This window comes from Burkholderia diffusa (genome assembly GCF_902499115.1).
Lineage (GTDB): Bacteria > Pseudomonadota > Gammaproteobacteria > Burkholderiales > Burkholderiaceae > Burkholderia > Burkholderia diffusa.
This window is the reverse complement of sequence record NZ_CABVPN010000036.1, coordinates 49,053-71,229: the sequence shown is the minus strand read 5'-3', so window position 1 is coordinate 71,229 and position 22,177 is coordinate 49,053. Positions and strand designations below refer to the sequence as shown.

At 62.0% G+C, this 22,177-nt stretch carries 22 protein-coding genes and 4 pseudogenes; 8 read left to right on the top strand and 18 right to left on the bottom strand.

Features of this window, described 5'->3' with window-relative positions; translation table 11 throughout:
- Positions 1–456 precede the first annotated feature (456 nt).
- Entirely contained in the window at positions 457–1,488 is a 1,032-nt protein-coding gene (locus BTE28158_RS29175; RefSeq protein ID WP_151047972.1) for an NAD(P)H-quinone oxidoreductase, read from the bottom strand.
- 146 nt (positions 1,489–1,634) lie between these two features.
- On the opposite strand from BTE28158_RS29175, the gene BTE28158_RS29170 reads away from it, so the two are divergent.
- Together BTE28158_RS29170 and BTE28158_RS29165 are read left to right on the top strand one after the other, a co-directional pair.
- Entirely contained in the window at positions 1,635–2,519 is an 885-nt protein-coding gene (locus BTE28158_RS29170) for a LysR family transcriptional regulator (protein ID WP_151047971.1), read from the top strand.
- Positions 2,520–2,921: 402 nt separating this feature from the next.
- Positions 2,922–3,248 carry a hypothetical protein gene (locus tag BTE28158_RS29165; protein WP_151047970.1) on the top strand — a complete coding sequence of 109 codons (327 nt, stop codon included), beginning with the start codon at positions 2,922–2,924 and terminating at the stop codon, positions 3,246–3,248.
- Here the strand turns inward: BTE28158_RS29165 and BTE28158_RS29160 are convergent.
- The 5 genes from BTE28158_RS29160 to BTE28158_RS29140 form a co-directional block, all read right to left on the bottom strand.
- Positions 3,240–4,196: a nucleotidyl transferase AbiEii/AbiGii toxin family protein gene (locus tag BTE28158_RS29160; RefSeq protein ID WP_151047969.1), complete on the bottom strand. Its 957-nt coding sequence runs from the start codon at positions 4,194–4,196 to the stop codon at positions 3,240–3,242. The genes BTE28158_RS29165 and BTE28158_RS29160 overlap by 9 nt on opposite strands.
- A complete protein-coding gene (locus BTE28158_RS29155) occupies positions 4,180–5,001 on the bottom strand; it encodes a type IV toxin-antitoxin system AbiEi family antitoxin domain-containing protein (RefSeq protein ID WP_151047968.1) in 822 nt (273 codons plus the stop codon). The genes BTE28158_RS29160 and BTE28158_RS29155 overlap by 17 nt, the downstream gene beginning before the upstream one ends.
- 1,081 nt (positions 5,002–6,082) lie before the next feature.
- Positions 6,083–6,502: a hypothetical protein gene (locus BTE28158_RS29150; protein WP_151047967.1), complete on the bottom strand. Its 420-nt coding sequence runs from the start codon at positions 6,500–6,502 to the stop codon at positions 6,083–6,085.
- 110 nt (positions 6,503–6,612) lie between these two features.
- Positions 6,613–7,770, bottom strand: coding sequence for a PDDEXK nuclease domain-containing protein (locus tag BTE28158_RS29145; protein WP_151047966.1), 1,158 nt, complete (start codon positions 7,768–7,770; stop codon positions 6,613–6,615).
- The gene (locus tag BTE28158_RS29140) at positions 7,767–8,045 is read right to left on the bottom strand and encodes an HU family DNA-binding protein (protein ID WP_151047965.1); all 279 of its coding nucleotides are present in this window, start codon (positions 8,043–8,045) and stop codon (positions 7,767–7,769) included. The genes BTE28158_RS29145 and BTE28158_RS29140 overlap by 4 nt, the downstream gene beginning before the upstream one ends.
- A gap of 634 nt (positions 8,046–8,679) precedes the next feature.
- Here BTE28158_RS29140 and BTE28158_RS29135 point away from each other — a divergent pair.
- From BTE28158_RS29135 to BTE28158_RS29110, 6 genes and pseudogenes are all read left to right on the top strand, one after another.
- Positions 8,680–9,003, top strand: coding sequence for a hypothetical protein (locus BTE28158_RS29135; RefSeq protein ID WP_151047964.1), 324 nt, complete (start codon positions 8,680–8,682; stop codon positions 9,001–9,003).
- Positions 9,004–9,041: 38 nt separating this feature from the next.
- Positions 9,042–9,637, top strand: a pseudogene (locus tag BTE28158_RS29130) (TolC family protein); the annotation flags it as partial.
- Positions 9,627–9,833 (top strand): annotated as a pseudogene (locus BTE28158_RS33145) (hypothetical protein); the annotation flags it as partial. The pseudogenes BTE28158_RS29130 and BTE28158_RS33145, both read left to right, overlap by 11 nt.
- A pseudogene (locus BTE28158_RS29120) lies at positions 9,825–10,112 on the top strand (ISNCY family transposase); the annotation flags it as partial. The pseudogenes BTE28158_RS33145 and BTE28158_RS29120, both read left to right, overlap by 9 nt.
- A 182-nt stretch (positions 10,113–10,294) precedes the next feature.
- Positions 10,295–10,678, top strand: a complete 384-nt coding sequence (locus tag BTE28158_RS29115; protein WP_151047981.1) for a type II toxin-antitoxin system VapC family toxin — start codon at positions 10,295–10,297, stop codon at positions 10,676–10,678.
- Positions 10,679–10,883: 205 nt separating this feature from the next.
- A complete protein-coding gene (locus BTE28158_RS29110; protein WP_059602377.1) occupies positions 10,884–11,198 on the top strand; it encodes a hypothetical protein in 315 nt (104 codons plus the stop codon).
- 580 nt (positions 11,199–11,778) lie between these two features.
- On the opposite strand, the gene BTE28158_RS29105 is transcribed toward BTE28158_RS29110, so the two are convergent.
- The 12 genes and pseudogenes from BTE28158_RS29105 to BTE28158_RS29050 form a co-directional block, all read right to left on the bottom strand.
- Positions 11,779–12,225 carry a hypothetical protein gene (locus BTE28158_RS29105; protein ID WP_124906032.1) on the bottom strand — a complete coding sequence of 149 codons (447 nt, stop codon included), beginning with the start codon at positions 12,223–12,225 and terminating at the stop codon, positions 11,779–11,781.
- A gap of 432 nt (positions 12,226–12,657) precedes the next feature.
- Positions 12,658–13,596, bottom strand: a complete 939-nt coding sequence (locus BTE28158_RS29100) for a hypothetical protein (protein WP_151047980.1) — start codon at positions 13,594–13,596, stop codon at positions 12,658–12,660.
- Positions 13,597–13,865: 269 nt separating this feature from the next.
- Positions 13,866–14,063, bottom strand: coding sequence for a CsbD family protein (locus BTE28158_RS29095; protein WP_124906022.1), 198 nt, complete (start codon positions 14,061–14,063; stop codon positions 13,866–13,868).
- A 177-nt stretch (positions 14,064–14,240) separates the two neighbouring features.
- Positions 14,241–14,666: a PRC-barrel domain-containing protein gene (locus BTE28158_RS29090; protein WP_124906028.1), complete on the bottom strand. Its 426-nt coding sequence runs from the start codon at positions 14,664–14,666 to the stop codon at positions 14,241–14,243.
- Positions 14,667–15,354: 688 nt separating this feature from the next.
- Positions 15,355–15,525, bottom strand: coding sequence for a hypothetical protein (locus tag BTE28158_RS29085; RefSeq protein WP_170296387.1), 171 nt, complete (start codon positions 15,523–15,525; stop codon positions 15,355–15,357).
- Between the two features lie 481 nt (positions 15,526–16,006).
- The gene (locus BTE28158_RS29080; RefSeq protein WP_012328521.1) at positions 16,007–16,180 is read right to left on the bottom strand and encodes a CsbD family protein; all 174 of its coding nucleotides are present in this window, start codon (positions 16,178–16,180) and stop codon (positions 16,007–16,009) included.
- 139 nt (positions 16,181–16,319) lie between these two features.
- Positions 16,320–16,790, bottom strand: a complete 471-nt coding sequence (locus BTE28158_RS29075; protein WP_151047963.1) for a PRC-barrel domain-containing protein — start codon at positions 16,788–16,790, stop codon at positions 16,320–16,322.
- A gap of 253 nt (positions 16,791–17,043) precedes the next feature.
- Positions 17,044–17,607, bottom strand: a pseudogene (locus BTE28158_RS29070) (porin); the annotation flags it as partial.
- Positions 17,608–17,715: 108 nt separating this feature from the next.
- Positions 17,716–19,524, bottom strand: a complete 1,809-nt coding sequence (locus tag BTE28158_RS29065; protein WP_151047962.1) for a tannase/feruloyl esterase family alpha/beta hydrolase — start codon at positions 19,522–19,524, stop codon at positions 17,716–17,718.
- Between the two features lie 199 nt (positions 19,525–19,723).
- Positions 19,724–20,431, bottom strand: a complete 708-nt coding sequence (locus tag BTE28158_RS29060) for a substrate-binding domain-containing protein (RefSeq protein ID WP_151047961.1) — start codon at positions 20,429–20,431, stop codon at positions 19,724–19,726.
- 14 nt (positions 20,432–20,445) lie between these two features.
- Positions 20,446–21,129 carry a 4-carboxy-4-hydroxy-2-oxoadipate aldolase/oxaloacetate decarboxylase gene (gene ligK, locus BTE28158_RS29055; protein ID WP_124629183.1) on the bottom strand — a complete coding sequence of 228 codons (684 nt, stop codon included), beginning with the start codon at positions 21,127–21,129 and terminating at the stop codon, positions 20,446–20,448.
- 2 nt (positions 21,130–21,131) lie between these two features.
- Complete coding sequence (locus tag BTE28158_RS29050) at positions 21,132–22,157, bottom strand: amidohydrolase family protein (RefSeq protein ID WP_124629181.1); 1,026 nt, start codon at positions 22,155–22,157, stop codon at positions 21,132–21,134.
- Between the last annotated feature and the right edge of the window lie 20 nt (positions 22,158–22,177).

Sequence of the window (22,177 nt, the reverse complement as noted above, 5' to 3'; positions counted from 1 at the left end):
GCTGACGTCTCCCGTTCCGTTGACGTCAACATGCTACGCGAACATAGACCAGTTAACAACGGAACGGGACACTAGCCAAACGGCGAACTTCGCCCAAGCGCGTCCGGCCCGCTGGTAAACTCGGGCAGCCAAAGCAACTTTTCCCGGTCACATAAGCATGCAACCCACCGCAGCACCTGCACCCGTCACTCCAATGATGCAGCAGTACCTGCGCCTTATCTGACAAGGCTCTGCACACAAACCTACGCCAAGACCTACGCTCACGCTTTTGAGGATCGTCCGCTAACGACCCGTCCCGGTCATACAGACACGATTCATCTCCGTCCGCTTTCGAAGCGACTACGGTCGAGCGCCGCAAAGCGTGCGACGACAGTTGGCGGCCTTTGGAACTAACTCTTTGTCCATCGCGAAACCGGCAAAGGGCTTGGCGCCTCCTCTTCGCCGGGCATCGAGGCTTCAGCCAATGAGGTCGGCACCTGTCGTGAGGACGATCTTTCCAAAGTGCGTGCCGGAGTCGATCAGCTCATGCGCGCCGCGAGCATCGGCAAGCGCAAAGGTCTTGTAGACGACTGGCTTGATTTTGCCGCTCTCGATAAGCGGCCAGACCTGCCGCTCCAGTTCGTTGATGATGGTCGCCTTGTCCGCGGCCGTGCGCGACCGCAATGTCGAGCCCATATGCGTCAGACGTTTTGTCAACATCGGCACGATGTTCAGATCCTTCGCCGGCCCCTTGATCACGCCCACCTGGACGATCCGTCCGTCCATGGCAGCGGCTTCATAGTTTCTGCCCACGTAGTCCCCGGCAATGATGTCGAGGATCACGTCGACGCCTCGCTCATCGGTAGACCGCTTCGTTTCGGCGACGAAGTCGTTCTCGCGGTAGTCGATGGCGACGTCTGCGCCCAGTGCGAGGCTGGCCTCCCGATGCGCCTGCGAGCCCACGGTGGTGATGATTTTCGCAGCGCCAAACGCCTTCGCCAGCATGGTCGCCGTCGTACCGATACCTGACGCGCCGCCGTGGATCAACACCGATTCGCCGGCAGCCAGCTTGCCGCGCTGGAACAGGTTAAGCCATACCGTCATAAACGTCTCTGGCATGGCCCCCGCTTCTACCAGCGTCAGGCCTTTGGGGATGCGCATGGTATTGCAGGCATGCGCGACCGCGTACTCTGCATAGCCCCCGCCTGGAATCAATGCACACACCAGTTCGCCGATGCGGAATTGGGTCACGTCTGGGCCAACGGCAACTACTTGACCCGCCACTTCAAGCCCTGGAATGTCCGAAGCGCCGGGGGGCGGATCATACAGCCCCTTGCGCTGAAACACGTCCGGACCGTTGACGGCTGCTGCGTGGATGCGAATCAGCACCTCGTCGCCGGCCGGCACCGGCACCGGGCGCGTCGTCGGCACCAGGACCTCAGGGCCGCCGGGCTGTTTGATCTCGATGGCCGTCATCGACGACGGTACGCGAAAAGTTGAAGCAGACATTGATAGCACCCCTTATGTGGATGAGGCTCGTTTGATCCGGGCGGATCAGTTCGACGAACTCTTGAAATCAGTATAGGTCTCGACATTGATGAATTCGCGCAGCATTATTCGTATCGTGAGATGCAAATTTGCATCAGGAGGCGGCGATGAACTGGGATGACGCGCGCGTGTTTCTCGCGGTGGAGCGCGAAAAAACGCTCCGTGGAGCAGCCAGGACGCTCAATCTTGATCAGGCGACGGTCGGCAGAAGAATTGCGGCGCTGGAGCACGCGCTGCGTGCAACGCTCTTCCTGCGGACTTCCGAGGGCTATGCGTTGACCACTGCCGGCGAGGCCGCGCTGAAATCGGCGGAGAAAATGGAACACGCGGCGCATGAACTCGTCAGACGAACTCAGGGCACGGATACACGGCTTGCGGGAGACGTGAGAGTCACCAGCACCGACTCGATCGCGCTCGAATTCCTGCTTCCCGCTATCGAACGGTTGCACGCGGCGCATCCCGAAGTGCGCGTCCTGCTGGACACGTCGACGCGCATGCTTAATCTGGCAAAGCGTGAAGCTGATATCGCGGTCCGATCAGTGAGGCCGGATAACCCAGATCTTGTCGCGCGGCGTCTCGCCCGCTGGCCCATGGCGCTCTTTGCCTCGAATGCCTACATCGAGCAGCACGGCAAGCCCGTTGCTGGCTCCGCATTTGCGGGTCACGATCTCGTCGTCTATCAGGGAAGCTGGACTGGCAATCGTTCACCGACTCTTGCTGGCGAACCGCTACACGCGGGGCGCATCGTATCGACCTTCAACACCAGCCTGATGCTGCGCAGCGCGGTAAAGAGCGGCATCGGCATCGGTGAGCTGCCGATCCATCTGGCTGAACACGACGGCCTCGTGCAGATATGGCCGGAACCCGCACGTGGGGCGGTCTACGAAATCTGGCTCGTCACGCATCAAGACCTTCGGCACACCGCGCGCATCACGGCGATGATCGAGCACATCGTCGCCGCATTCGAGGATCACTCAACGCATAAAAAATAGGCATGCGCGGCGTAGCCCCGATCGAGCGGCCGATTTATGCAGCGTCCCAGCCGTTCAACGCGACGTTCTGAGCGTCGCTTTTTGGCCGAGAGTAGCCGGACGCACGACCCCGAACGTCCCGCAACACTGCTTTCCCAGCATAGGTGCCTGAGCTTGAGGCAGAGAGAAGAGAGTCCTGCTTGAACTCAGCGCTTCGACCGGCAGACCGGTGCGTCGACAATCGGCCTAGAAATCAGGACGTTACGACCTACGGCCGGAACGCTTGGTCCACAACGCGAATTGACAAATTTACTGCGGACGTAGGCGAATTGACGACATTATTTTGGAAAGACCGTCAATAAAGTCGTCAACTCAGGGGCCGGATGCCTAAATCGGCGGGGATTCTGGAGTGAATGATTTAATTTGCTCTACGACTGTAACGCGATGTGCGCGGGCAACGTCGGCGGCGCCGTGGTACCTGACCAGATCCGCAATCTCGATCGCACCGGTTCCCAAACCCTGCTCGTCCTGCTCATCAAAGCCTTCGAGCGTGATAGCGACAAGGTCGGTCGACGGCGGCAGGAGTTCAAGGGCCGTGCGTGCGGCCCACGCTTCATGAAAGGCATGGCCCGCCCTGGATGCCCGAACTTTATCGATTTCTATCGACGCGGCGCTTGTTTCGTCCTCAACATCTATGATGAGCCTGATTTATATGGTTTAAGCGGTCGCGTCGTTTTGGTCTCAACGTGACGATCTAGCCCCGACGATCCGCGTCAGCGTTTCTTCCAACAGACCCCGATCCGCCGCACGTTTGGCGTCGCTGCGCTGGGCCAGGTTGAGCAGTTTGCGTCGCACGGCTGGCAACCCGGCCGCGTGCGGGAGTCCGATCAGATCGAAGTCCGGCCGTTCACCCTCCACTGATCGCAGAAATGCGCACGATGGCTCATCCAGCCACCCGGCCACATGCGCCAGCAGGCGCTCATGGATGTCCAGCAGGACCTGAGCTTCGACAGGCTCTGCCGTCATCCCCCTGAAGTGCGCTTCGAAGGTCGCGGCGAAATCCGTAGGCACGCGGGGCGCCAGCATTTCCCACGCAGGCTTGGGGCTGCAGGTCAGGTAGACGAGAAAGGTCCGCCAGAGCGCCTGATCCGCCCGCTCGTCTTCCAGCAACAAGCCGACATCGAAAAGGTCGCGCGGATGCTGTCTCGACAATGCCGCAGCCAGCTTGCCGCCATAAAGGTCAGCGAAGTGCAGCACCTGCACCGAAGCAAAGCCAAATGCCTCCTCGACCCTCGGGCGCACCACCATGTTCCGCGCGGGATGCACCGTGCCGCGCATCACCGGCGTCGTCTCGATCTGCACGCGCGCACGACCGCGACTGGCCACCAGCCGCGTAACGCCTGCGCCCTCGCCTGCCGACAATTGCACCTGCAGTTGCAGAGGCCGGGCGCGCAGCACATCAGCCAGCCGCCCAAGCGCTTCAGCGATGAGCCTTGCGTCCTCGGCATAGTCGTGCACCGGCAACCAGGCCAGATCAATGTCCACAGACAACCGGGGCAGGTCGTGCTCGAATAGGTTGATCGCCGTACCGCCTTTGAGCGCGAAGCGCGGCTCTTGCGCCAGCGCCGGCAGAATCTCGACCAGCAGCCGTACGCGGTCGGTATAGCGCCGATCCCAGTGATCAAGCCAGGTGTTCATCGAGGTCTCCCGGCAAGGTGATCTGGTAGACCGGATGCAAGCGACCGCCAGGCACCAGCGCGCGCTTTCCCCGACCTAGATCGATACCATCCCGCGGCACGTGCGGTAGCCACGCATGCCGATGGCGTTCGGCCAACGCCAGGAACAGCCGCTTGGCTTTGATGCTTCGGCAATGGCGCAGTAATACGCCGACCCGCTGCGGCCGCAGCGTGGTCATAGCCTGCATCAGCGCATCCACCTCGTAGATCAAGGCAGCATCTGAGGCGTCATCGCACAGCTCCAGCATAGCCCGCTCCGGCATGGAACAAACCAAGGCATCGGCACCAGGTGCGGCCTGATGCCACGCCAGGCCCTGTTCGGACAGCATTGTCGCGGACGTCTCCACCTCGAACGGCATGGGTGGCCAATCGAACGGCCCCTTCCCCAGATACTCGAAACACTGCGTCAGAGGCAGTTTGCCAATCCAAGCGGGTGGCCGCTCCGCCCCATACAGGGTGATCGTGCCGGCATCGCCCAGACGTAGATAGTGCTCGTGCCCCTGCAGGCTGAGTGCAAAACGACCTCCGACGTGCAGCGGCATGCCCTCCCCAACCTGCAGGCTGCGAACCACGCCCTCCCACTGTAGGCGCCCACTCTTGCGCATGTAGACGCCGCGCGCCGGCGACACCAGCCAACCGCTGCTCACGTAGCGTGCGACGAGGCTATTGGAGTAGCCGCGAACCCGCAGCCAGCGGCTCGACACCAAGCTCGTATCACCCAGCTCAGCTAGCAGCAGGTTTAATTTTCCAGGATTTTGTTCACTCATAGTGAACAAAATACACCTTCCGGAAACTTCTGCCAAGGCAGGGTGGTTTGAATTTGAATAAAAAAGATCACTCTTAGTGATCTTTTTCTACGACAAGCAAACCAGACTCGGCCTAGGCGCGCGCGGTACAAGGAAATCCGGAAGGCCCCTCTTCTGATCTTTGCAGCGTCGAGATCGACGACAAATCGATATGTGGGTGGCTACCTACCACCGAGCGCTCAAACCCTTAATTCTCTCCGCACCGCGGAGAGAATTAAGCAATCTGTCTGGCAATGCCCTCGCCTTTCGCCACGCTAAATGTAGGTGCTTGCAATAGAGATTCAGCACCGTTTGAGACAAAGCCGCCTCTCCGGCGGTCCCACCCGGATCGGAAGAACCTCCAAGCCCTCGGCGCCCGCGCCAAGCATACAGAAGCCTCCCGCGCTCACACTGCCTAAAGTTGTTACGGCCATTGTGCTATGCACAATTTCCAGTAAACCCTTGTCACGCAAGGCTGAGAGGCCAAATCCCGTTTCAACTAAAGTTGTAACCCACTGCGCGATTTCAACTAATTTTGTGTCGCAATGAACGATCCGCAGGCTCGCAGGTGCCGACAGCGGCCAGGGCTCGCGAGATAAGGGGTCTTGTCACGCCGGGCGTGTTTTGCCACAAAACTCCGGCCAGGAGACCGTCCGACAGGGCTCCGGCGGAAGGCGGGGCACGCGGGCCGCCAGCGTGGTGCCGGCAGCAGATCTCGGCGGTCGCCGGTAACAACAAAATTAGTTGCGTGAGCGGCGAGCGTAAGGCTTTCGCAAGATGTCACGAACTGAAGGGTAACATAGTCATTACTATCGACCCCTTCACTTCTGCCGCCAACGACTCGGCCACCTTCGCATGGCAAACCGAGCGCGGTCCGAGACACAAGCGAGCACTGCCCGGCGAACCTCCTTGCGTAGATAGCAAAAGTTTCTACGTAGAAACTTTCAGCTGGGGGAAGCACTCCGATGCGCCTGATCTAGAAAGTCGCTTTGCCCAGTGGATTCCTCCGGCTGTCTGTGAGGACCTTATAGAGCATTTGCGGGATGACTGGTCGCGCATCCTGCTAAATTGCCAAATCAACGTCCGGTACGTTAGTGCGCTGCAATTGCTCCAGCGCATCGAGGTAGCGATGGACTGGAACAACAGAAAGCTGCTCATCATGGAGAAGGACCAACGCCTTGAGCACCGTACGCTCTGAGTCGTTCAAAGTCCACGGGTCACCATGCTCGGCGCGTGCAATGCATTCAGCAAGCGCGTTGCCCGCTCGACGACACGGCTCCGCATCTTCGTCAGCAGATAAACAGACGGCGAGAGCCAGCACGTTGGACAACGTAACGATGGCATCGACATCGCCGCGGCCTTCACAGAGTGCGGCAAGAGCGAGATGGTGTTTGAGCGCAAGGCGCCGTATCTGTTCCGCCGGAAGGGGTAGAAGCTGGGCCTTCGTGAGCGGCCGACGACGCAAGGTTGAGTGTTTTCGCATAAATGGATCTCGGCGTTCAACTCGAGATCGAAATGACATTGGATTCGGGATCCGCGGGAGATTCTTGCCGCGGAACTAAGCTCCCTTCATACCGGATTCGTATCGCAAACTCATGTGCCGCGCCCGCGCCGCTCCAGCTCAATTCGGGTGCGCTCGAGCTCTCGTGCGAACGTGGCTTCGTCTGGCAATACCGTCTGATATTCAGCCGCGAGAACCTTGTTCGGTAAGTTGTCGAGCGCGTAATGAGCCTCTGCGGCGCCTTTTTCGGCACATAGGATGAGACCCACCGGTGGATTTTCCCCGGGCTTCATCCAGTGCTCGCGCGCGTAATTGAGGTAGAGGTGCATCTGTCCGGCGTCGGCATAGCTGAAGCGCCCGACCTTCAGGTCAATAATGAGCAGACATCGCAGTCGTCGGTGAAAAAACACCAAGTCGACACGGAACCAGGTGTCATCGATCCGGAGGCGCCGCTGCCGACCGATGAAAGCAAAATCATCGCCGAGCTCCAGCAGGAAGTCGGCGAGATGCTGGATCAAGCCGGCCTCGAGATCCGACTCCGAGTACTCGTCCTTCATATCGAGGAACTCCAGGACGAACGGATCGCGAATCGCCTCCTCAGGTGTGAGTAACTCTCCCGGTTGCGGTTCAGCGGCTTTTCCGAGCAGAGACGCCTTGTTGCGGGACAACGCCAGTCGCTCGTAGAGCTGACTGCTCACCTGGCGGTCGAGTTGACGCACGGACCAGCCTTCACGCAGCGCCTCGGCTTCATAGAAATCGCGCGCAGCGGCCGCCTTCACCGAAAGCAGGCGCACATAGGCTGACCAGGGCAACGGAAACGCCTGCGCGACCGTGCTGAGTGCAAGCGGCGTGGCCTCGGCCCCTGCAACGGATAATCGCTTGGCCGATTTTGCAGACGGTGTCGGGACAATTTTGGGGGCGGTGGATTGTGCAGACAGCGTCTGCACAATCCGATCGGCCGGCCAGGCCAGATAGAAAGCACGCATCTGGGCAATGTTGCGCCACCCGAAGCCGCGGCCGAACCGCTGCGACAAGTCTGCACCCAAGCGCCGGATCACAGCCTCGCCGTAGGCCGCCCTTTCGTCACCACCCTGCTCGAACAGCACGATCCGCCGCCCGATTTCCCAGTACGTCGCAGTCATCAACGCGTTCACGCTGCGAGCCGCGGCCGCGCGGGTGGACGCGACCACCTCAGCAATCTCACGGTGCAGGCCCGCGTAAGTGGCTTGTTCAACCTCCTGCTGCGTCACGACGCGTTCACCACATCCTTAAAGGCCTTGCCGGCAGTGAACTTCACCGTGTTCGCTGCGGCGATCGCAATCTCAGCCCCCGTCGTCGGATTGCGACCGGTCCGCGCCGCGCGCTGCCCCCGCGAGAACGTGCCGAAGCCGATGAGCTGCACCGCCGCGCCACGGCTCACGGCCTCTGTGATGACGTCCAACGCCGCCTGGACCGTTTTACTTGCTTCGCTCTTGCTGACGCCGGCACCTGCGGCAACGACGTCGATGAGTTCCTGCTTGTTCATGAACCCTCCTGCTCACCAAGTCAAAGCCGAACCCTACCGCACACCACGCCCGACACGCAAACCCCGAAGAGTCAATACGGTCTGCCGCCGGTGATCGCCTGTCATACAGAAGCCAGCTTGCGCGTCACGCTTCGCGACTTGGCCGACACCCGGTGCCCGCTGTTGCAGATATCGGGCACGCGTCGTCGGCCTGCGACCGCCGCCCACTGCCGACAGCGTAGCCCAAACGGAGACGATCATCCCAGGAATCAGACCCCAATTAATTTAACCGTGATAAGTCCTATTATCAGGGCTATGCTTAATTGGCTAAAATTGGGGTCCGTCACTTTGATCACCACCAAATTGCCCCCGTTACTATCTTCCGTCCCGATTATCGGGGTTTTGGCCAGCCAGGCCCGGCATGATTCTCGCCCCCGGTCGCAGTCATGATCCGGGGGTGTTGTCACCGGGCCTGGTGGGTGGCTGGTGATCGCTGATAGGGGTTTGGCCGGGATATCACGACGCCGTCCGTAACGTGGATGCCGAGACTTGCCACCGTTGCTGCAGGCCAATCCTCGTTCATCTCAATCGATGGTGTCGCGTTCTAGAATTCAGCCCCGATATCATATCGGCGTCCGATGCCATCAAAGAGTGCATGAAACTCCAAGAGTATGGAATTAAATTTAATTCTGAGCCTCGTAACAATCAGGCAATCTGCCAATGGGTTCCATCGTTGCCACCGGAGTGCAAGCGTTTCCCTAACCTCTCTTTAGACAGCTGGGTTTCAATCGCCCTGCAAAACAAAATAGGCCCCTATAACTCCTTTAGAGATGAGCGCGAAATTATACGGATGTTACTCGACAGCCTTGCCAAGAACCCGAGTCTTCCGCAGAATAAAAAGTCGCACAGATCAAGAAGGCATCATGAGCGCCGCGACGCTGACGGTCCGGGCACCCCGCAAGTGGCAGGAAGTACGTGACATCTGCGGTTTCGAATTCGTCAGCGATGACGGTTCGCTTCGGCGTGACGGCGCCGTTCACCGACTTCCTGCGCGCGATGAACGGCGGCTGGACGGCCGGCCCCGCGCTGTCGCTGCCGATCTTCGAAGGCGGCCGGCTGCACGCGCAGCTCGGTGCGGCGAATGCCGGCTACGACCAGGCGGTCGAGCGCTACAACCAGACGATCGTCGGCGCGCTCAAGGACATAGCCGACCAGGTCGTGCGGATCCGTTCGCTCGATACGCAGAGAAGGACGCCGCACGCTCGGTGGCCGCCAACGACCGCAGCTACCGGTTGTCGCGCGAGGGCTTCCGCTGCGGGCTGACCGATTACGTGAACGTGCCGGTCGCGCAACAGCAGTTGCTGCGCGCGCAGGAGACGGCGGCCCGCATCGACGCGGAACGCCTTGCCGCACACGCGCCGCTGATGGCCGCGCTCGGCGGCGGCGTCGAGACGGGCACAGAAGCGCGGGGCGGCGGTCTGCCGGGCGGCCAACCGTCGCACGACGAATCCGCCGCGGGCGCCGCCGCGTCGGGCGCGAAACTTGTGGCAGCGGTCGCCCGACCAGCGCAGGTCACGGCCGCCGGTGCGTCCGGCGTACCGGCTGCACGGTAACACGGAGCGACGCCATGCCAGCCTCCTCCCCGCTTCCACGCCCGCCGGTAGTCCGTTGTCGGCCTGGACCGCCGCGTTCGGCGACTGGGCCCGCACCGGCGCCGCCGCGTGGCTCTACCTATTCAAGGCGCTGCTCGAGACCTTCATCGCGCTCGGCGTGTCGATGCGGCTCGACCTACCGGCGCCGAAGGTCGCGCAAGCCCTTCAGGCGCAACGCGATAACAGTCGAATCGGTAAAGCTCCGTCTCGAACACATCGAGGCGACTCGACGCGAACCAATCGAAACGAGGCTGAACCGGGCAAGAAGAAGCAACGCGAGATCACGCAGGCCGACGTCGAGCATGTGATCGTGAATCTGGCGCAACGTCGGCGAACCGCCAAGCCGGCAAATAAACCTGGCCGTCGGTCTGCAAAGGCTGGTGAAACAACCGTGAGCGCCCTGCCCGTTCAAGCGCCGACCTTCGACACTGCGTAACGGTCAAAAACGAGGAAACAGAAGTAGCAAAACCCACCTTGAAACCGGACATTTTTAAATAGCTGGAAGGTAGACATTTGAATCCGGGTATGACATAGGGTCGCAAGAAAATACCGTCTGCGAGCCCGGTCTTGGCCGACGCATACGGCGCCGGCGCAACGACTGCAACTCACAGCCGCCCGATGAGTGTTCTGGTCGACACGTCCGTCTGGGTCGAGCATTTCCGGCGACCGCTACCGGCGCTTATCCAGCTGCTGCGCGTCGATGATGTCTTGACGCATCCATTAGTGATGCTCGAGCTCACGTGCGGGACGCCGCCCGAACCGCGGGCCCGAACCCTAGGATATCTCGCGCTATTGCGCCAAACGCGCCTCGCGACGCCAGGCGAGGTAGCTGACTGGATCGAGCGGGAACGGCTGTATGGGCGCGGATGCGGTGCGGTGGATTGCACGCTGCTGGCGTCGGTGCTGCTGACCCCGAGCACTAAGCTCTGGACGCGCGATCGTCGGCTCGTGCAACTGGCGGAGCAATTCGGGGTTCACTACCTACAGCCAGACCTGCATTGAGCGAAGCAGTTGCCGGCTTCTGCAGTGATGCCACCAAATTCCTTTGCTCGCACTAGCAAGCGCTAGACGGCCACAATGCAGGCAGCAGATCGTAATCGCCCCTATAGCCCGCCCCGCAGCGACCACGGCCATCACACAACATGGCCGATTTTCGGCAGATTCTCGCGCAGCGTTAGAATATCGCCCCTTCTCATGTGAGATCAAAATGTCCTGGTTCGTTTACGAAGTACCCGAATACCACGAAGATGCTGCGCGCATCGAACCCTTCAGCGACCTGCGTAGCCGTGTGCTGAAAGTCGGTGGCCTGGCTATGGCGGATGAACTGGAAAGCGTTCGCGAGAATGCCGCGGCGACAGCGGACACGCCTGAGCGCCCCCTGCGGACTCCGGAGAATCCGCAGGTCTTTCCGATTCCTTACGCCGACTCCATGATCCTGGTCGGGTTCATCTTCGATCTGAAACGCGAATTCCGGCAACTGGTCGTGTCACCCGTGGAAATGCCCTGGCTGAAAGACGCGTAAAAGGTGGTCGGAACGGAAGCCAACGGAAGAGTTGCTCCTGTTCTTGAGGCCGGGGTGCGAATATCCAGCGCACGCTTTCGAATACATATGCGTCGAGTTGGAACCACACGTCGGACTGAATCGAGCTGCGCAGCTACTAAAACAGGGGGAGCTGCCGTGGGTCGCGACAGGGTACCGAGACGTGTTCGCCATCTTTCCCTGCACGTTGCGTCCAGGCCACCACGGGGACGTGCGCCCCATCGACGATTTAGCTTATATAAAATCGAAGAGGAATGCGAACCATGTGGCTCCATGACGCGCCGTATGGAACTCGAGCACTGACACTGGCAACCAGATCTCGGTGAACCATCTCTCGTGGACAGATCGCACGTCGTTGACGCTGTCGATCGTACCGTCCCACGACCTACCGGCGTGTTCTGGTGCGCGTTTCGCTCGACGACGATGTCCGAGTTTGCGATCTAAAGGTTCGGCGCGGTTGCGGCGAACCCGCGCGTGACGAACGGATGCTCCATGCAATCGCCGTCAAGGGTTTCCCCACGTGACATCAAGCACCGTTAGCGCGGCTTGTGCAGCGCCAGTCTCAGGGCCTTGCGCAGACGATGGCGGTGAGAATGAACGGAATGACCTGATGCGCGACGGCCTTGCTGCCCGCAAGCCGAGAATGCTCTTCGACCGAATCGATCGGCGCCTTGACGACGACGCCGTAAATCGAGCCCGGCAGAGGGTGGCCGCTTCCTTGCCTGAACAGCGCGTCATACTGCTCATAGGCGAATACGGCATAGACGCTGAAGCCGAACACCGTGAGCGCGGCGTCACTGGTAGGCCGGAATGCGTTGATCGAATTCTGTTCGACCCGCATCGGATCGCGATCGATATAGCCGTGATTGAACAGGCGCACGATGAACGCGTGCGCGTTGGTTTTACAGTCGAACTGAGCGTCTAGCGCATACGCGTGGCTCGGCGCGGGGGCAAGCCAGACTCCGCCCGCAAAGAATGCGGCCAGTGCATTGAGGATGATTTTTCTCATGGCAGTTTGCGCGAACCTGATCGGTCCCCCGTGCTCGTCACCCGTACCACGTGCCCCGGTTGGACAGGCACGCTCCAATCCGCGATCTTTCTGCCGATCTTGTCGCGCAGGTGCATGCCGACCGTCTTGCGATCCGACAACAGCGAGGCTGATGCCGCGGCGACAAGCGCGGCGGTTAGAACCCGTGTGATTGCATTCATGGTGGAGCTCCGTTTCGGTGACGACGGCCCGACCGTAAGCGATGTAACGCGTCGCATCCCGAGTCGTCCTGCGCGCTATGGCCACATGGACCCCGGCGCTTGATCCGAACGTGCGCCCGATCACTCGAAGCCGAACCGCACCCGCCAACCTCCGATTTGCGAAACGATTTCCATGACGAATCGCAGTGCGCCGGCGCCGGCGCGCGCGTATCTCGCAGGCTCATCCCCAGCGCTACTGCTCGGTCTGCTGCCGCAAGTATTCGTCATATTTCATCTGCATGTACTGTTGCCGATCCATTTCATGCAGTTGTCGCGGATATCGCTCGCTGGCGTCGAACCAGTCGGTCAGGCGTTGCTCGAGTCGCTTGCCGGGCGGGCTGGACAGCGCGCCGAGATACGCATCGATGGCCAGGTAGTAGCGCATCGTGTTGCGCTCCATGAGGCCGCGCATCCCGCCGATGTATTCCGCCTGAGCCGCGGACGGATCGGCGATGTTGGTGAAGCCAACCTTGCCGCGACCGAAGGCGGCCAGATAGGTTTTCATCGCAAGACGACCGATCACGCCGTAACTATAGGCATAGGTCAGATGCAGAAACGTGCGATTGTCGCCAAGCGCCACCGCTTCCAGCGCAATCCGATAATCGCGGGTGTTCAATGGTCCCCGGTCCGCATGGAGCTTGACCTGCAGGTATCCCGGGCCGGTGGTCGCCGCGTCGTATTCGAATTGCACCCGGTAAGTCGTGCTGAGCTCCTCGGCAACTTCCTTCTTGCTGACGTTCACGATCAGCATATTGCCGCCGCCGGCGTCGGTAGTACGGCAATACTTGATATTGGGGTGCAGGATTAATGCGTCGCACCAGTTCAACGGGCCTCGCGAAGGGTCATTGAACGCGCCGTTGACGGTCGCGAACGGGTAGGCCATCACCGCGTAGACCTCACCCTTGAGCGTGGAAGACGATTCTTCCGAGTCGAGATACAACGGGCGCTCGAACTGGTTGTGATCGAGCCGGGGAATCAGTTGCCGGTAAGCCTCTCGCAAGTTGGTCGCCTCGTCCGCACCGTCCGCAGGCGTCCCTCCCAGGCATGGCAGGCTGCACGCCATCAGCATCGACGCCATCAGCGCCACCTTGCGTAGCGCGTGGCTGGTTGGGCTTCCGGCAGATGCACTCATCGATTTGCTCCGGCTCGCGACGGCATGCACGTTAGGCTGATCGAACGCGAGACATTTCTTTCGTCGACGCGGCTGGCGGATGTCGCCGCGCGTCGCGGCGCGCACGGGCATGCCCGGCGCCAATACATTGGGTGAAAGACCTGCGCAGGATCCGCGCCTCTACGTTCTGTCCTGCAATCTGCGATACGAGGTAACGCCCGACTGCGGCGATTGTGCGGCGATGGATGCCGCAGTATCGCGGCATCCATCTGTCGCGGCCGACACAGCGATCAATGCGTCTTCTTCGCTTGCTTCGCCTGCTGCCTGATCGCTTCCTTGGCGTCGCCGTACTTCTTCTGCACTTCTCCGACTGCTTGCTGGGCATCGCCTTTGACTTCCTGCTTCGTGTCGCCAGTGGCTCGGCCAATTTCCTCGTTGACCTTGCCCTTTGCCTTCTCCGCGACGCCCTTGACTTGATCCTTGTTCATTGCGAATGCTCCGGTCACAGCTGCTGGATGGATGACCTGCCGCCCGTCGCGATGAGCGCATCGAGCGATGCACGCGATACGGCAGAATCTGAAAAAGCAGCAATCGCTCACCGCATTCCGCAGTCACGCTGGCGCGTGCATGGCGGAATGCCGGCCGAGCCTCCTGCTGACGTGCCGCTACATCGGCGGCGTATTACCCGAATGAAGCGCCCCGCCCCATTGCGAATCCGCCACCGCAGGCCAATGGTCCTTGTCGAATCCGGATGCGCTCTTCATCCGTTCTTCTGTTACGTCGAGCCGGAAGCATTTCTTGCCGGTATCGAGGGTGAACGCGCTCCACGGCACCGCGAAAAGTTTGTCGCCTATCCCGAGGAAACCGCCACACGACAGCACGGCGTACGCGATCCTGCCGCTGCCAACGTCTAGCATGATGTCTACGACCTTCCCGATCTCCTTGCCATCGGATGACAAGACGTTATCGCCGGTCAGCGTGGTAGCCGCCATGACATCAGGACCAGGCCCGCCTGTGGTGGTTGCGCGACCGATGATGCGGGCGCCGCTGCCGTTGCTCGGAAGTGGATTGCTGGGAGAAACAGGTGTCATGATCAGCTCCGGTATTCGTTGCACGAATTGCCGGCGAGCGTCGCCGGCCAGCGTGACGGTGCGAAGCGCGCGCCGATCGGGCTCTGTTCCGAGCCGGGACGATGCGCGCTTCGCCTGCAATCGCCCGCCGTCATTCGGGCCGAAACATTCTCGATTCGAGCAGCGTTTCGGGCTGAAATGCGCGCTGGTTTCCGCGCTATGCCCAGCCTGGATCATTGCCGTATCACACTGCGCATCGCCTCGAGCAGCACCGGCTTTCGGCCCCGGTATCCATTGCTGTCGGCGAGATGACATTGGAAGCGCGACGCATGTACGATGCGCGTCGACGTGCCGTGCCGAGGCTCCCCCTGTGTCGATGTGTGCTCGGTGCGCGTACCGGGCATGCGGCTGGAGAACACATCCGAACTGTCGTGGCATGCGTACCAGTCAACTCAACCTACCCTATGCGCGAGCAGCCCGGGAGTCGGTACGCTGCCGTACCCATGCGGGAACGGCAGTGATGCGGTCGCATCGTGGGATGCGGTCACAGATTGCCTGTTGCGACGCTGTCTTGGTCTCAAGCATCGATTGAAAACGGCATGCCGATTTTCGATCCATGCGGACATCGACAATGGCGTATGCGCCTGCACCCTCCGCATGCCGGGGTCACTCAAGACAAGTCGGGAACGGTCAGCCGGTAGCGGGCGACTTAACCGAAGTGATTCGGCGATTCGGGGATGGAAAGCGTGTTGCCGGTCAGTCCCGGTCGCTGCGCATCGTGAGAAATCATGCCGTCCTCCAGGATCGCGCACATTGCGACGAGCAGCATGATCGCGACGGCCACGAGTCCCGCATAGCCGATGATCTTGAGCGTCTTCATTTTGCTTCCTGCGATAAACGATGGCTGTCGCGACCTGGATCGTTTTGATCGCGGTCGTTGACCAGCCATCGCGTGACGAGCACGTAAACGAGATGCCCTATCTCAATCCCAAGTAGCCGAGGACGAACAGAACGATGACCACGGCTCCAACGAGCCAGACAATGTTGTACATGGCAACTCCCCTCAAGTTAGACGCCGACCTGATCTGCTGCGCGGATTGTGGGCCACGGAGCCACGCGGGCGAAGCTTCCAGCGATACCCGACGTTTTTCCGCAGCAAAGACTTGCGCGATTGAGCCGGTTATCGGTTCGAAGGCGCGCCTCGCGACGGGGGCCGGGAACCCGATGCGCGAAGGACGCAACTCGACGTTCTCGCATCCGATAGCGGATGTCTGTACGGTAGTAGCCGCAGTGAGGTTGGCACGATGCGGAAGCACCGTACGAGAGGGGAATAGCCCCCCTCGTGAAGCCTATGTGTCCAATCAGGCTTTTTTGACAGCTTCCTTGGCGTCGCCAAGATTCTTGCGCGCCTGGCCGGCTGCTTGCTGGAGATCGCCTTTGACTTCCTGTTTCGTGTTGTGCGTGGCACGGCCAATGACCTCATTCACCTTACCTTTGACCTTCTCCGCAGTTCCCTTGACTTGATCCTTGTTCATGGTAAAGCTCCAATACGTAACTGATCTGTGGATGCTGCTGCTATCTGTTGCCGTCAGGTGATGACACCGTCCGACCGGTGAATCGGTATTCGATAAAAATCATCAGATATCCATATTTTTACCGGCTGGCGAGGGCGTTTTAATGTGTGGGCGGACGATTCGTGGCGACGTCTGGGGTCGCTGACCAGTACGGCTGCCGATTGTAGAACTTGTGAAGCGACGAACCCCACTGCTCATCCGCCATCGACGGCCAATGGTCCTTGTCGAACGCGGGGGCATTTTTCACGTGGTCCGCGGTAACGTCGAGCCGGAAGCATTTTTCGTCCGTGTCCAGGGTCAGCGCACTCCACGGAATGGCGTAAAGTTTGCCGCCGATGCCGAGAAAGCCCCCGCTTGACAGCACGGCATAGGCAACCCGGCCGCTGCGTACGTCCAGCATGATGTCTGAAATCTTCCCGATCTCCAGCCGGTCGGACGTGAAGAGCTTGTTTCCCTTGAGCGTATCGGCTTCCATCACGTTGGGGCCGGGCCCGTCGCCGGCCCCGCTGCCGACAATCGCCGCACCCGTATCGCTGGTCGATGGCCGATGGGTCGGGTCTAGTATCGTCATGATTCCCTCCTGGTTTCATTTCGCGGTACGCCGGAGCGGATCGCCGGCTCGCCGTGATGGACGGCACACACCGGTCACGCGATATGAACGGTTACGTGCCGGACAGGCGTCGCCTCTGGCCGCCCTACCCGTTGCGCACCTGCCGCTCACGCTGAGCGCCCGGTGCATCGTAAAGGGAGAGCGAGTTGCAACGATGCGCGGTGCCGGGATACGAAGTCGGTACGGCGCCGTACCGGGCCTCGAGAATGAACGATCGGATGCCGGTCGCCCACGTCGAGCCGGCATTGGTGCTGCCGGCCACGCCGCCGAACGAATACGAGCCGCTCAGCGTCAGCCCGTACCATTTCGGCGACGTGTATTCGAGCGTGTTGTTCGCGCGATAGGTCGTGTCGAGCCCGTCGACGTCGCCCGGGTGCGCGCCGTAGTAGCCGGTGATCCACGTCGTCGGGCTGAACGCGGACATCGTCTGGTAATACGACGCGTATTGCCGCCCTGCAGTCAGTGTGCCGTAGGTCGCATTGGTCAACCCGACCCACGCCTGCCGCCCGAACATCGCATCGGTGTACTGCGTCGCGCCGGTGCCCGAGTTGAAGCCCGATTCGAGCGTGAAGATCGCCTTCGTGCCTCCGCCGAGATCCTCGGCCCCCTTCAAGCCAAAACGGCTGCCGGCCCACACGCCCTGGTTCATCCTCACCACCGATTTGCCGCCGATCGTCGAGCCTAGCGTCGTCGCGTTGCTCTGGTAGCCGATCCCGTTGTCGACGATCCCGTACAGCGTGACGCTGCTCTGCGCAAACGCCGGTGCGGCCGCCGCCATCGCGATGGCGGTCAGCGCGCCCCGTGATGCTGCTTCTTCTTCGATCTGTCTCCTTCCTTGCCTTGTTGAATGCGCGAGTTGTTGTGGTCGTGGCACACCGTCGTCAGGTCACGGACGATACGCATGCCAGCCGTTACCGCCCTTGCAGACGAGTTGCGAATCCTGGACCTGACATTGCGCCTCGTAACCCGGCGAGTACAGCCATTCGCCGGCCCAGTGCAGGTCGACGAACGGGTCGGCCCTCGGCGCATCGGCCACGAAGTTCGCCGCATCGTCGGTGCTGCCGCTGCCCGTGTAGCGCGCGGTGGCCGGATACGGGAACACCGGACGCGTGCGGGTCGTGTTGCCGTTCGCGTCAACGATCGATGCGACGATCCTGCCCGGCGTCGCGCCCGTCTCGGTCCATGCCATCAGCGGCGACAGGATGTCGAACACGTTCGGCCCCTGCCCGCCGCCGCAGTGCGCGACGCCTGGGAACAGGTAGAAGCGCGCGAAGCGGTCGACTCTCGCGTCGCCCATGTAGCGCTTCATCGCTTCGTAGTACTCGATGCTCGAACGCGGCGAGATATGCTGGTCTTCCAGCCCGTGCCACAGCAGCAGCTTGCCGCCGTGCCCGGCAAAGCGGCTCAGGTCGGGATCGGTCGCGGCAAGGTAGTTCGATACCGGCACCATCTTCGCGAAGCCGTCGAGCGTGAACTTCAGGTCGCCGATCGCCGCGGACGGATACGACGCGTTGTAGTAGTCGAGATAGCGCAGGAACGGCAGCACGAAGCCGATCGTGCCGCTCTGTGCGGTTGCTGACGCCGGGACGAAGAGGGTCCAGTTCAGCTCCGAGCCCCATTCGCGCGAGACGAGCGGCTCGAGCCGCGTGCCGTCCGGGGTCGTCGCGCCGTCGTGAATCCGGCGGACGACGTCGGCTTCCTGCGGCATCAGGCAGGTCGCAGTGGATTGGCCTTGCGCGCAGACGATCGTCGCGGGATCGAAGTGACACGCGCGCGGGTTGTCGATCACGCCGTCGACCACGCCGTCCAGCCCGTCGCACGCCTTCAGCACGGCCGCGTGCAGCATCGGCAGCTTGCCGGCGAGCAGGATCGCGTTGCCCGTCTTCGGGTCGGTGTTCACCGCGTTCGGCCATGCATGGTGGAACGTGTTCTGCACGAGCAGGTCGTTTGCGGGTGCACCGGCGGCGATGCCGTCGAAGTCGTCGGGGAAGCGCTGCGCCTCCATCAGCGCTTCGCGTCCGCCGTCCGAGCAGCCGTCGAAGTACGCGTAGCGCGCGGGCCGTGCATAGAACTTGCCAATGATCGCCTTCGCGACCTGCGCCGTTGCGTGTTCGGCGCGATACGCGAAATCGAGCTTCGCCTTCGGGTCGAGCGCCCACGAACCGTCGTTGCCGCCTTCGTGGCCCATGTCGGTCGCGGCCATCGCGATCGTGCCGTTCGTCACAGGCACGCACGTCGATGCCATCGGCGCATTGACGGACAGGTTGCCGCACAGGCCGCCACAGCCCGTCTGCAGGTAACGCTGCGTCCAGCCCTGCGTAGGCAGCTGCAGTTCGAACAGCGACGCGCCCGGGCCGATCGTGCCCTTCACGTCGCACACGGGCGCCGGCAGCGTGTTGTTACCGACCACCGTGCCGGCCGGCAGCAGCACCGCCGACGTGATCGTGACGGTACCGTCGGTCACGCCGCTCAGGTCGAGCGCCGCGACCGACGGGCACGACATCGCGGGCATCACCGCGGGAAGATTCGCGAGTCCGGCGGTGCTCGCCGCGTTCGCCGCATTGGGCCAGCCCGTCAGCGCCGCACACAGCCACACGATGCCGATTGCCAGCACCCTGGTCAGCGCATCGCGCCTCACGCGTGCCGCGCGATACCATGCGCGCACCGTCCACCCTGCCCTGCAGTTCATCTGCATGCCTGTCTCCTGTCTTTCTTCTGGATATGCCGCTCGCCCGAAACGGACGAAGCGGCGACGTTGTATCGATTCTTCGATGAATCGCGCAAGCCGGATCGCCGCTCACCACTTAATCAGTATGACTAATCTCATCTCGGGAACCCGTTGCGAAGAACCGCGAATCCCATCCGATTCGTTTATCGATCCGGCCGCATCGGATTTATGCGGGCTCCATCCCGTGTTCGCGCTTGATGTGCGCGACTTGCGGCGACGCAAGATACGCGAGGAACCGCGCCGCGGCCACGCGATCGTGCGCGACGGCAGAGACAGCGGCGGCGAACACCGTCACGGCCTGCACGGCGTCGGGCAACGCGCCGACGATTGCGACGCCCGGCACGTCCATCAGCTCGCTCAACTGCTGAAAGCCCAGCTCTACGTCGCCGGATGCGATCAACGCGCCGACCGGCACGCCGGGCGGGGTCTGTACGATACGCGCCGCGATCGCGTCGGCGATGCCCCAGCGGGCGAACAGGCGCGTCAGGTGCGTGCCGCTCGGCCCCGTCGAATAGCCGATCCGGCCGGCGCCCAGGATCGCATCGCGCAACGCCGTCTCGGTACCGATCTCCGGCCGCAGCGCGCCAGTCGCCACCGCGACCGCGATGCCAGAGCGCGCGACATCCACGCGGCTGCCCGGCTCGACGTGACCGTCCGCCGCGAGCCGCTCGATCGCATCGGACGCGAGCACGACGACATCAAATGGCTCGCCGTCGCGCACGCGCCGCGCAGCGTCGACGCCGCCGACCGACGTGATCGCGACGCGCGTGCCCGTGTCGCGCTCGTAAGCGGCGGCAAGCCGCGCGAGCAATGGCCGCGTCGCCATCGACGAAATGCCAGTGACCGTCACCGCTGCTTCCGGCGTCTGCATCATCGCGTCCACCTGCATCAGTCGATATAGCGCAAGCCGGCCTGACGCAGAGGCTCGCGCATGTCGTACATGTCGAGGCCAAGCACGCCGGACGCGAGCTTCGCGCGCTTCGCCGCTTCGTTCGCCTCTCGCGCCGCCGCCGTCTCGAGCACTTGCGCCGCGCGCGCGGCCGGCACCACGGCCACGCCGTCGTCGTCCGCGACGATCACGTCGCCGGGATGGACGAGCGCGCCTGCACACACGACCGGCACGTTGACCGAACCGAGCGTTGCCTTGATCGTGCCTTTCGCCGAAATCGCCTTGCTCCAGACCGGGAACTGCATCGCCTCGAGCACCGCGACATCACGCACGCCGGCATCGATGATCAACGCATTCGCGCCGCGCGCCCTGAAGCTGGTCGCGAGCAGGTCGCCGAAATAGCCGTCGGTACAATCCGCGGTGATCGCCGCAACGACCACATCGCCCGGCCGGATCTGTTCGGCCGCCACATGCATCATCCAGTTGTCGCCCGGATGCAGCAGCACCGTGACGGCGGTGCCGGACGCCTGCGCACGCGGGTAGATCGGCCGCATGTACGGCTTCAGCAGCCCCGTTCGGCCCATTGCCTCGTGCACCGTCGCCGAGCCGAGCGCGCCGAGCCGCGCCGCCACATCCTTGTCCGCACGCTGGATCGTGCGGTACACCACACCGAGTTCAGTCATGATCAAAGCCCCTTCGCTTTCAGTTGCGCATCGAGGCGCGGATACACGCGCCGCGCATTGCCCTCGTAGATCTTGTGACGCGCTTGCGCATCGAGCGAGGATGCGTCGATGTAGCGCTTCGTGTCGTCGTAGTAGTGACCGGTTTCCGGGTCGATGCCGCGCACCGCGCCGATCATCTCGCTCGCGAACAGGATGTTGTCGACCGGAATCACGCCGGTCAGCAGGTCGATGCCGGGCTGGTGATACACGCACGTGTCGAAGAACACGTTGTTCAGCAGATGGTCCTTCAACAGCGGTTTCTTCAGCTCCTGCGCGAGCCCGCGGAACCGCCCCCAGTGATACGGCACCGCGCCGCCGCCGTGCGGGATCACGAAACGCAGCGTCGGGAAATCGCGGAAGAGGTCGGAGGTCAGGCACTGCATGAACGCGGTGGTGTCGGCGTTCAGGTAGTGCGCGCCCGTCGTGTGGAAGCACGCGTTGCAGCTCGTGCTCACGTGGATCATCGCGGGAACGTCGTACTCGACCATCTTCTCGTAGATCGGGTACCAGTAGCGGTCCGACAACGGCGGGCTCGTCCAGTGGCCGCCGGACGGATCCGGATTCAGGTTGATCGCGACGTTGCCGTATTCCTCGACGCAGCGCACGAACTCCGGAATGCAGGTCGCGACATCGACGCCCGGGCTTTGCGGCAGCATCGCGGCAGGCACGAAGTGATCGGGAAACAGTCGATGGATGCGATGGCACAGCTCGTTGCACACGGCCGCCCACGTGCTCGACACCGCGAAGTCGCCGATGTGATGCGCCATGAAGCTCGCGCGCGGGCTGAAGATCGTCAGGTCGAGGCCGCGCTCGCGCATCAGCCGCAACTGGTTGTGTTCGATCGATTCGCGAAGTTCGTCGTCGCGGATGTTCAGCTCGGCCGCCTTCGGTTGCTCCGACGGACTGCCGAGCGCCGCGATCTGGCGATTGCGCCACGCTTCCAGCGCCTTCGGCGCGGTGGTGTAGTGGCCGTGAATATCGATGATCATTGATGCTCCTGCATTTGATG

What these genes read in the sequence shown, in the direction of transcription:
- BTE28158_RS29150 (WP_151047967.1), bottom strand. Translation starts at nt 6,502, where the DNA reads ATGCGAAAACACTCAACCTTGCGTCGTCGGCCGCTCACGAAGGCCCAG.
- BTE28158_RS29160 (WP_151047969.1), bottom strand. Translation starts at nt 4,196, where the DNA reads ATGAACACCTGGCTTGATCACTGGGATCGGCGCTATACCGACCGCGTA.
- BTE28158_RS29080 (WP_012328521.1), bottom strand. Translation starts at nt 16,180, where the DNA reads ATGAACAAGGATCAAGTCAAGGGAACTGCGGAGAAGGTCAAAGGTAAG.
- BTE28158_RS29140 (WP_151047965.1), bottom strand. Translation starts at nt 8,045, where the DNA reads ATGAACAAGCAGGAACTCATCGACGTCGTTGCCGCAGGTGCCGGCGTC.
- BTE28158_RS29090 (WP_124906028.1), bottom strand. Translation starts at nt 14,666, where the DNA reads ATGACACCTGTTTCTCCCAGCAATCCACTTCCGAGCAACGGCAGCGGC.
- BTE28158_RS29110 (WP_059602377.1), top strand. Translation starts at nt 10,884, where the DNA reads ATGTCCTGGTTCGTTTACGAAGTACCCGAATACCACGAAGATGCTGCG.
- BTE28158_RS29095 (WP_124906022.1), bottom strand. Translation starts at nt 14,063, where the DNA reads ATGAACAAGGATCAAGTCAAGGGCGTCGCGGAGAAGGCAAAGGGCAAG.
- BTE28158_RS29175 (WP_151047972.1), bottom strand. Translation starts at nt 1,488, where the DNA reads ATGTCTGCTTCAACTTTTCGCGTACCGTCGTCGATGACGGCCATCGAG.
- BTE28158_RS29105 (WP_124906032.1), bottom strand. Translation starts at nt 12,225, where the DNA reads ATGAGAAAAATCATCCTCAATGCACTGGCCGCATTCTTTGCGGGCGGA.
- BTE28158_RS29065 (WP_151047962.1), bottom strand. Translation starts at nt 19,524, where the DNA reads ATGCAGATGAACTGCAGGGCAGGGTGGACGGTGCGCGCATGGTATCGC.
- BTE28158_RS29170 (WP_151047971.1), top strand. Translation starts at nt 1,635, where the DNA reads ATGAACTGGGATGACGCGCGCGTGTTTCTCGCGGTGGAGCGCGAAAAA.
- BTE28158_RS29060 (WP_151047961.1), bottom strand. Translation starts at nt 20,431, where the DNA reads ATGATGCAGACGCCGGAAGCAGCGGTGACGGTCACTGGCATTTCGTCG.
- BTE28158_RS29155 (WP_151047968.1), bottom strand. Translation starts at nt 5,001, where the DNA reads ATGAGTGAACAAAATCCTGGAAAATTAAACCTGCTGCTAGCTGAGCTG.
- BTE28158_RS29135 (WP_151047964.1), top strand. Translation starts at nt 8,680, where the DNA reads ATGAAACTCCAAGAGTATGGAATTAAATTTAATTCTGAGCCTCGTAAC.
- ligK (WP_124629183.1), bottom strand. Translation starts at nt 21,129, where the DNA reads ATGACTGAACTCGGTGTGGTGTACCGCACGATCCAGCGTGCGGACAAG.
- BTE28158_RS29050 (WP_124629181.1), bottom strand. Translation starts at nt 22,157, where the DNA reads ATGATCATCGATATTCACGGCCACTACACCACCGCGCCGAAGGCGCTG.
- BTE28158_RS29085 (WP_170296387.1), bottom strand. Translation starts at nt 15,525, where the DNA reads ATGAAGACGCTCAAGATCATCGGCTATGCGGGACTCGTGGCCGTCGCG.
- BTE28158_RS29075 (WP_151047963.1), bottom strand. Translation starts at nt 16,790, where the DNA reads ATGACGATACTAGACCCGACCCATCGGCCATCGACCAGCGATACGGGT.
- BTE28158_RS29100 (WP_151047980.1), bottom strand. Translation starts at nt 13,596, where the DNA reads ATGAGTGCATCTGCCGGAAGCCCAACCAGCCACGCGCTACGCAAGGTG.
- BTE28158_RS29115 (WP_151047981.1), top strand. Translation starts at nt 10,295, where the DNA reads ATGAGTGTTCTGGTCGACACGTCCGTCTGGGTCGAGCATTTCCGGCGA.